The organism is Gordonia jinhuaensis, from assembly GCF_014639795.1.
Taxonomy (GTDB): Bacteria; Actinomycetota; Actinomycetes; order Mycobacteriales; family Mycobacteriaceae; genus Gordonia_B; species Gordonia_B jinhuaensis.
Genome location: NZ_BMGC01000037.1, coordinates 25,657 through 34,235, shown reverse-complemented (window position 1 = coordinate 34,235; position 8,579 = coordinate 25,657). Strand labels below are relative to the sequence as shown.

The 8,579-nt window shown below is 64.3% G+C and carries 9 protein-coding genes and 1 pseudogene; 3 read left to right on the top strand and 7 right to left on the bottom strand.

Annotated elements, in window-relative coordinates:
* Positions 1-415: 415 nt before the first annotated feature.
* The 3 genes from IEW22_RS17105 to ykgO form a co-directional block, all read right to left on the bottom strand.
* Complete coding sequence (locus IEW22_RS17105) at positions 416-985, bottom strand: PIN domain-containing protein (protein ID WP_188588146.1); 570 nt, start codon at positions 983-985, stop codon at positions 416-418.
* A gap of 5 nt (positions 986-990) precedes the next feature.
* On the bottom strand, positions 991-1,521 hold the full coding sequence (locus tag IEW22_RS17100) for a helix-turn-helix domain-containing protein (RefSeq protein WP_188588144.1): 531 nt from the start codon (positions 1,519-1,521) through the stop codon (positions 991-993).
* A gap of 379 nt (positions 1,522-1,900) precedes the next feature.
* Entirely contained in the window at positions 1,901-2,023 is a 123-nt protein-coding gene (gene ykgO, locus IEW22_RS17095; RefSeq protein WP_188588142.1) for a type B 50S ribosomal protein L36, read from the bottom strand.
* A gap of 228 nt (positions 2,024-2,251) precedes the next feature.
* On the opposite strand from ykgO, the pseudogene IEW22_RS17090 reads away from it, so the two are divergent.
* A pseudogene (locus tag IEW22_RS17090) lies at positions 2,252-3,466 on the top strand (aminotransferase-like domain-containing protein).
* 18 nt (positions 3,467-3,484) lie between these two features.
* Here the strand turns inward: IEW22_RS17090 and IEW22_RS17085 are convergent.
* Entirely contained in the window at positions 3,485-4,048 is a 564-nt protein-coding gene (locus IEW22_RS17085) for a CGNR zinc finger domain-containing protein (RefSeq protein ID WP_188588141.1), read from the bottom strand.
* Between the two features lie 39 nt (positions 4,049-4,087).
* On the opposite strand from IEW22_RS17085, the gene IEW22_RS17080 reads away from it, so the two are divergent.
* The gene (locus IEW22_RS17080; protein WP_229742851.1) at positions 4,088-5,131 is read left to right on the top strand and encodes an EamA family transporter; all 1,044 of its coding nucleotides are present in this window, start codon (positions 4,088-4,090) and stop codon (positions 5,129-5,131) included.
* Positions 5,132-5,224: 93 nt separating this feature from the next.
* Positions 5,225-6,025, top strand: a complete 801-nt coding sequence (locus IEW22_RS17075; RefSeq protein ID WP_188588140.1) for a VOC family protein — start codon at positions 5,225-5,227, stop codon at positions 6,023-6,025.
* A 49-nt stretch (positions 6,026-6,074) separates the two neighbouring features.
* Here IEW22_RS17075 and IEW22_RS17070 read toward each other — a convergent pair whose 3' ends face one another.
* The 3 genes from IEW22_RS17070 to IEW22_RS20260 form a co-directional block, all read right to left on the bottom strand.
* On the bottom strand, positions 6,075-6,965 hold the full coding sequence (locus IEW22_RS17070) for a glycoside hydrolase family protein (protein WP_308421414.1): 891 nt from the start codon (positions 6,963-6,965) through the stop codon (positions 6,075-6,077).
* A 276-nt stretch (positions 6,966-7,241) separates the two neighbouring features.
* Positions 7,242-7,385 (bottom strand): hypothetical protein, encoded by a 144-nt coding sequence (locus IEW22_RS20265; RefSeq protein ID WP_229742849.1) that lies wholly within the window; start codon positions 7,383-7,385, stop codon positions 7,242-7,244.
* Positions 7,357-8,457 carry a hypothetical protein gene (locus IEW22_RS20260; protein ID WP_229742848.1) on the bottom strand — a complete coding sequence of 367 codons (1,101 nt, stop codon included), beginning with the start codon at positions 8,455-8,457 and terminating at the stop codon, positions 7,357-7,359. Before IEW22_RS20260 ends, IEW22_RS20265 begins: the two co-directional genes overlap by 29 nt.
* Between the last annotated feature and the right edge of the window lie 122 nt (positions 8,458-8,579).

Here is an 8,579-nt window from a genome sequence, read left to right as displayed (position 1 = left end):
TCGCGGAACTCCTGGGGATAGGGCTTGGGCACAGCTGGCATCCTTCCAGGCCGCCCGGCAGGGCAAGCCAGATCAGATGTCACCTACTCGTGCACCAGCCCCAACGATTGCCGAATTGCGTAGCGGGCAACGACCCTCAGCGTCGGTCAGGCCGTCGCCTATCTCGGGGTCTCGCGCGCCTACGGGTATGAGACGGCCTGCGAAGGTCGCCTCCCCGTGATCCACCTCGGACCCCGAACGTGTCCGTGTTCCCACGGCGGCGCTGATCACGATGCTCGGCGCTGAGGTCTGAGACCTTACCCACCGCGCTCGAACCGAGATGCGCTGTGGGATAGGTGATTACACCTCACCGGTGTGTGCTGTGCGGAAGCAGCGACACGAAGATTCCCATGAGGCCATGGGGGTCTTCGTGTGTTCAGCTCCCTGATTCGAAGTAGGGCGTGATCTCTCGAACGAAACCCTTTGTGCCAGAGGCGGCGAGGGCTTCGAGGAACACCTCGGTGGTCACTGGTGGGTGTCCGTGCTTGTCGGCGGTTTGAGCTACGCAGGCCACCGCGCGTGCCGGGTTGCGGTGGAGCAGGTCCAAGAGGAATCGGTCGGAGCTGCGTGTGTGGAGCCCCAGAGGCTCCAGGACGGCCTTCGGGAAGTGGTCAGTGACGATTGCTGACGCGTGGCCTCTCACAGCAGCTGCGACAACATGGCGGTCATCAGGGTCGGGCATCCCGATGATCGCCGCTTCGAGCGGCTCCCAACCTTCCACGCAGGCATCCTCGAAGGCGTCATTCATGGCCTCGACTCGCGTGCGCGCCCTTTGTTCGGAGACACGGCCCTTCGTCGCTCGGTGGATACCGCGCACAGTCTCGTCCATGATCCGGTCGCTCCACAGCGGGAAGTACGCCCGTTGCTCGGCGAACGTGAGGAGCAGGTCAACTTTGTTGATCGGCACCAGCACGCAAGCGTCGAGCACCACGCGAAACCCCGCCATTACTCCTACTCCTTGCGCTCCTCAGCGATCTCGTGGCGAGCAGTGCGTATGGCGTTGCGGTAGTCCTCGGCAGGCACGTCGTACAGGCCGCTTTCCTCGGCATCGTCCACGAGAGCTTGCAACGCCTTGCGTCGCTCCACAGTCCGCTGCGATTGGTAGTCGAGCAGGTCACCCAGCTCTACGCGCCGGTGACGGCTGCCCTCGACGGTCTCGAAGGGGATTTTGCCGCTCTCCAGCAGTTTGATGAGCGTAGGGCGGCTGATGCCGAGGTAGTCGGCGGCCTCCTGCGTCGAGAGCTTCTGATCGACCGGAGCGACCACGACCGCACGGTGAGCGCGCATGGCTTCCACGATCTGTGTCAGCGTGCTGTAAACCTCTAGCGGGAGGGGGATTTTCTCACCGTCGGGGCCGAGGAGTGCTGCGGGCTCATCGTGGTGGTCGAGGAACTTCGACAGGTCCATGAGGGCGTCGAGATTGGTGGCATCTGTCGGAGGGAAGAACGTTCCTTTTCTGCGTGGTGCGGTGGTGGTGCTCATGTAGCCAGTTTGCCGACTAATCGAAATAAACGCAATGCCTGAGCGTGGGCTGTGGATCGTCCACGGCTACCCACGTGTACCAACGTGGCTTACCGTGAAAGTCCCCGGCTCCGAGCCGCTTCTGATCAACGCGAGGGCGTGGTTCTCGGTGGGATCGTCGGCGGCGAGCGGGATGTGTAGCGCGGGGACCCACTGGCGCGACACCTCGTAGTTCGCCGTCGCATGAAACACTCGGTCCTCGTCACTTTGGGCTGGCCCGGGGAATGGCCCCGGCCGCTGCCCGCTGTGTGCCGCACGTCGTCGCTCTGCTTGATTCATCGATCGCCCTCTCGCTGGATGGAAAGGACCGCCTGGGCTGGCGATCCTCACCGCTGTCTCCTCACCGCTGTCGCGCCGTGAAACGCGGTTCCTTCTTGTTGATCACGAACACTTTGCCGCGTCGCCGCACCACTTGCGCGCCGGGCTTGTTCTTGAGGGATCTCACCGAGTTGCGTACTTTCATGCCGACTATTGTAAACGATAGTCGTTTCCATTAGTGCTCTGGCTTCATTCCAGTGCCTGACGGGGCTGCACGCGCACTCTGATCGATCTCTCAGATAGTGAGATATAAGTACCGACTAGTGAGAGCTGGTGTCTATGCTGTGTGCGGGCGATTCACCCGCGCACGCCTTCTCGGTGACCATCCGCATCACCTCCACGTTCATGCCCCGAGAACAGGAGTGATGCACCCATGCCGCATCCGATGACCCTGCCGACCCCACCGCCCGAATCGGCCGCCGTGCGCGGTGTGCGCGGATCGGCGATCCGCGACCTTCTCGCCGTCACCGAGCGGCCCGGCGTACTCAGCCTCGCCGGTGGACTACCCGCCACCGAACTCATACCCGGCCTCCGGATAGCCGAAGCCGCCGCTCGTGTCATGGGCAGCAGCGACGCGCTGCAGTACACCACGAGTCGCGGCGCGACACGTTGCCGCGAGGCGGTGGCGAGGGTCGAGGCTGTCGATCCGTCGCAAATCCTGCTCACCCACGGTTCTCAGCAAGCGCTGTCGCTGCTCGCCCAATCCCTGCTAGACCCCGCTGATGTCGTTGTTGTCGACGATCCCGTGTACGTCGGTGCGCTCCAAGCGTTTCAGAGCGTGCGTGCCCACGTCGAGGCTCTCCCGATCACGAACGAGGGAACGAACATCGCGGCTCTCGTGAAACTACTCGAGAGCGGTGTCCGACCCAGGATCGTCCACACTGTCAGCAACTTTCACAACCCGTCGGGCGTGACCTCCACCGCGGCCACTCGTGAAGCGCTCGCGAATCTCGCGCAGAGGTACGGCTTCTGGATCATCGACGACGATCCGTACGGCCGACTGCGATTCGATGACACAGTGCACACCACGATTTCAGGGCACACCACGGTTTCAGGGCACACCCCGATTCCAGGGGAGCGCGTCATCCGATTGGGCTCGGCGTCGAAGACGCTCGCGCCGGCACTGCGGGTGGGATGGCTCAACGCGTCCCCGGCGATCGTGTCCCTTGTCGAACGTCTCAAGCAGTGTGCCGACCTCTGCGGTTCGGCACTCAATCAACTAATGGTGGCCGAACTGCTCTCGGACAATGTGTGGTTCGAAGGCCACATCGACACAGTCACGTCCGAATACGCCACTCGTTCCGCAGCATTGACGTCGGCCCTTGATGACGCATTCGGCGCCGACGTCGAGTACGTCGCCCCGACCGGCGGCATGTTCTGTTAGATACGACTTCCCGGCTGCGATACCGACGAACTCCTGAGCGTCGCGTTGTCGCACGGTGTCGCGTTCGTTCCGGGATCGGCGTTTGCGGTTGACGCCGACCTCACCGAGTGCGCACGGCTGAGCTTCGCCACTCTCTCACCCGACTCGCTGCGTGAGGCAGTTCGGCGGCTGCACACGGCAATGACGATGTGTGAGCGGTCCTGACCCGGAATCGGCGGTCGGTTACCTGACCTGCGCCGGCCCGTTTCGGTCGGTCCCGGCTTGGCGCCGCCGATATGCGGCGACGGCATTGCGGTTGGTGCACGCTGTGGAGCAGTAGCGGCGCGACCGGTTGCGCGAGAGATCCAGCACGATGGCGTCGCAGTCGTCGTCATCGCAGATGGTCAGGCGCGAGAGTTCATCGGCGCGGATCACGTCGACGAGCGACATCGCCGTCTCGACCATGATCCGGTCGGCCAGCGGTGCATCGGCATCGATGGCATGCAGGTGCCAGTCGGTGTCGCCGTGCCGTTCGAGCTGGGGAAGCGCTCGATGACGGCGCAGGACATCGTTGACGAGCCCCACGCAGTCGTCCCGGTCCGCGAGAAGCAGTGCCCGCAGCGTCGGCCTGATCTCGCGCACCTGCTCGAGTTCGGTCCGGTCGCGGTCATGGCGGCCGGTGTATCCGAACCGAGTCCAGAAGGTGTCGAGATCGGCGACGGTCTCCAGGGTGTCGGGAGATGACGCGGAGTTAACCAGCGCCACCGCCGACTGTAGTGCCACGTCGACGTCATCACCGAAAATCATGTTGACACCTTACCGAATCGCTCACTAGTGTCATCGCCCATGGCGCAGATGACTCATGACACGATCCGGCTGGGTGGTCGAGATGCGGCGCACAGGGCCCGTGTCGGGTTCACCTTCGCCGTCGTGTCGGCCCTGAGTTTCGGGCTGTCGGGGGCTCTGGCCACACCGCTGCTCGCATCCGGGTGGAGTCCCGGTGCCGTGGTGGCCATCCGCATCGGCGTCGGCTGCCTCGTACTGCTGCCGTTCGCCGCGCGCGACCTGGGCGGGTGGTCGGCGATGCGGGTGCCGACGTTGCGGTCGATTGTCGTCGGCCACGGGCGCACGATCGCGGCATATGGCCTGTTGGGCATCGCTGGTGCCCAGTTCTGCTACTTCTCCGCGATCCAGCGGATGGATGTGGGCCCGGCGCTGCTCATCGAGTACACCGCGCCGGTGGTGGTGATCGCCTGGATGTGGGCGGTGCACCGTCAGCGTCCGTCGCGCTGGGCTTTCCTCGGAGTCGCGATCTGTGCGGTCGGACTTGTGCTGGTACTCGACTTGATCGGCCGAACCTCGGTCGATCTTGTCGGTGCGCTGTGGGCGGGCGCGGCGATGGTCGGTGCTGCGGGTTACTTCATCATCTCCGCTCATACCGATGACTCGCTGCCGCCGTCGGTGCTCGCCACGGCCGGGATGGTCTTCGCCGTAGCGCTTCTGGGAATCCTCGGTGTTGTCGGGGTGCTCCCGATGAGTGTCGGGGCGGCGTCCGTCCACTTCGCCGGATTCGATGAGTCGACATGGGTGGTATTGATCGTGCTGGGTGTGATCACCGCGGCGACCGCCTACCTCACCGGCATCGCCGCCGCTCGGCGTCTGGGCGCACGGCTGGCGTCGTTGTTCGCGCTACTCGAGGTGGTCGCCGCGGTCGTCTGGGCCGCGGCGTTGCTCGGCCAGATCCCCACTGCGGCACAGTTCGTCGGCGGGGCGTTGATCATTCTCGGCGTGATCGCGGCGAAAATCGGTGAGCAGGGATCACCATCGGCGATCGCGGAGATCTGTGCGGTGACGCTCGACGGCGAGGAGCAGGCCGGGCGATCGTCATAAACGCGTGCGCCGGCGATCGATTTCGGCAAGGCTGGAAGCAGGCGCGAGTTCATCCCGATGCTCGGCCGCGCACGGCTACCGGAAGGGCCTCTCATGACCGAGTACTCCGCCCCCATCGGCGCACCTATCTGGTTCGATCTGATGACCAGTGACGCGGACGCCGCAGTGTCGTTCTATCAGCAGTTGTTCGGCTGGGAAGCCGAAGATCCCAACCCCGACCTCGGTGGTTACCGCAACTTCACGCTCAACGGCAAACGCATCGCGGGACTGATGTCGGCCGCCGACGATTCGGCACCCAGCGTCTGGTCGTCGTATCTGCACACGGCCGATCCGGATGAAACCCTCGAACTGGTCAAGGCTGCAGGTGGGACCGTGATGGTCCCGCCGATGGATGTCGGCGACGAGGGCACGATGGCGGTGGCGATCGATGCCGCCGGTGCGGTCATCGGATTCTGGAAGCCCAACAAGCACAAGGGGTTTGCCGATTGGGGAGTGCCGGGCGCACCCTACTGGTTCGAGTGTGCGAGCCAGGATTACCCGCGCTCGCTGGTGTTCTACCCGGAGGTGGTCGGCGCCCGGGTGGAGACGATCATCGACAACTCTGCAGCCGAAGTGGTCGAACCCGGCAATCCGCTGCGCTATGCGCAGGTGTTCTTCGGCGATATGGCGTATGCGGGAATCATGGACGCCACCAACATCTTTCCGCCTGCGATGCCATCGTTCTGGCAGATCTACGTCACCGTCGAAGAGGTGGCCGCGACCGTGGAGACTGCCGAGAAGCTCGGCGGGACCGTGATGATGGGGGCGACCGATACGCCCTACGGCACGCTGGCCACGCTGCAGGATCCGAACGGTGCGATGATCTCGCTCGGTTCACCGCCGGCGGGTAGGTGAGCGGCCCCGCGGGTAGGTGAGCCAGTGGTGAGCGTTGTGTGACGAGCGCTCAGGCCGGCTCGCGCATGACGCCCACATGCCGGACGGTTCCCGAAAGGCCGGGCAGCACAGTCGGTGTCGACCAGGTGTTCATCCCGTCGGTGCTGTCGGAGTACAGGTACTGTCCGCGGGTATAGGCATCGAGATAGATCCGCCAGGCACCGCTGGGAAGTTGTGTCACTGCCGGCCCCTCGACGTAGGTCCCCCACGGTCCGGGCGTCACGAACCGGTAGGGGCCGCCCAGCGAGTTCGACACCGCATGTTCGACGACCTTCCTCGTCTCGTTCTTGGTGAAGGCGTGATAGGTGCCACCGACCTTCACGACCGTGGTGTCGATGTGGTCGGCACCGATGCCCGCGAGCGGAACGGGCAGACTCCACAGGCGCAGTGACGGATCCAGGGCCGTCATCAGGTAGGGCACGAAGCCGCCGCCGGTCGACATCGACAAAATCACGTTGACGCGACCATTGTCGACGAACCATTCGGGCGCCCACGCTTTGGTGGTGAACGGTGACAGCGACGGACCGTCGGAGGACCCGGCAGAACCGAAGCCGCGGATGTCGACCGAGCCGATCCCCTTACCGTCGCCGGTGCCGGGCAGGAAGGCGCAGCAGAAGGGGACCGGGTAGTTCTGCAGGAACGTCCACGTGCGCCGGTCAGGGCTGCGCGCGAAACCGATGTTCGCCCCGTCGGCCGTGGTGTAGGTGAGGTAATACAGGCCGTCGGAGTTGCGGAAGATGCTGGGATCGCGCACACGTCCGGTGGGCGGACGATAGGCGTTGAGGCGCAGGACGTCGAAATGGGTGGCGTCGCCGGACTGGTAGACATCCATGTCCCTGTCGCTGGCGTTGCTGAACGCCACCATCGTGTACCGCCACGCGGGGGTCGCCCCATCCGACATCGCCGGGGCGGCGACGAGCTGAGCCACAGCCGCCACTAGGATCGAGAGCACCAGAATCGGTCTGCTTCGCCTCACGGAAGTGAGTATCGACGACGCGCCAACGGTAGGTGCGGCGTTGTCCGGGCGCGTACCGAATCGTTACCTTTTCTGGCTTGTCACGTTTTGTGGCTTGTTACCTTTTGTCGCATCGGGCACGCACTCGAGCCCGGCCCGGACACGATTCGGCCCGCTTCCGGGTGTGGAAGCGGGCCGAATCGGTGGATCTGGCCTGAGCCGTCAGCTCTTGGAGCCGGCGAACTTCGACTTCAGGTTTGCGACACGATCCTCGCGCTTTTCCTTCTTCTCGGCCTTGCGCTGTTCGCGCAGGGTCTTGCGAGCAGCCTTGGCTGCCTCATCTGCGGCGTCCTGGTTGGCCTCCACCTCCGAGAGGACATCGTCGAGCGGGCGACGGCTGATGGAACCGCCGAGCTTCTGCACGAAGGCGTCGAGTGCGGTGGTGTCGGCTTCCTCGGTCTGGGCCAGGATCGCGTTGTGTGTGTCCGGGCGGTACGAGGCGGGAGAACTCGGTGACCGCGTCGTCGGCGTCGTCGGCGTGATCGGCGTCGACCAGCGCGCCGCCGAGAGCGCCGAGGCCGAATCCGAGCAGCATGCCCAGGGGGCCACCGAGGATGCCGATCAGCATGCCGATCAGCGAACCGCCGACACTCGCCTCGCCGATGTCGCCGCCATCGGCCTCGGTCACTTTGATCTTTCCGTCATCGTCGCGCTCGACGATGGAGGCCGCGACGACACCGATCGAACCCGCGGTATTGCGGATCGACGAGTAGGCCTGAATCACGCGGACCACACGGTATTTCGCGCCTGTGTGGTCGACGATGATCGGCGCCACCGCATCGTAGGGTGAATTGCCCAGATGTGACGTCATGTACAGCGAGCACCCGTAGTCGAAGATCAGGATGCCGCAGCAGAAGAGCAGCGTCTTCTCCGCGCCGGTCGGGTGGTCCCACGAGATCGGGTCGAGCAGCTGGAAGAACCACTGCACCAAATAGCCCACCATGACCATGTTGATGACGGTGCCGACGCCGATGTATTGGCGGCCCCACAGGATCATCGGGATGAACAACACGAAATTGCTGATCAGCTGATAACTGCCGAGGCTGATCCCGATGGTGTTGCTGATGCCGATATTGGCCGCCGTGTACGGATCGACGCCGACCTGGCCCACCCGCAGCACTGCCGAGCCGAGGCCGATGAGCACGATACCCACGCAGGTCCACCACAGGCGCCGAAAGAAGTACTGGTCGTAGAGGGCCTGCTTGATCTCGTCTTTGTTCTTCAGCTTCCTTGTCGAGTGCTCGCTCGCTGTCGAATTGCCCGAATTTGTCGAGTTGCCCGAGTCTGGCGAGCTCTCGGAGTCTGCTGTGCCGCTGCCGCTCTCACCGCTCGGTGGTTCGTCTGACGGCGTGTTAGTGCCGGTGCCTGCCTCTGCCATCGCGCCGCCTCATTCCCTTCGACGACTCCGCGGGCGATGCCGCGGGGTCGGCCGATCGTGGACCCTGCCGCTGAGTGTGCTTGTGTTCCTATCACTGTGGAATGGGCGCGGAGTTGAGGCGA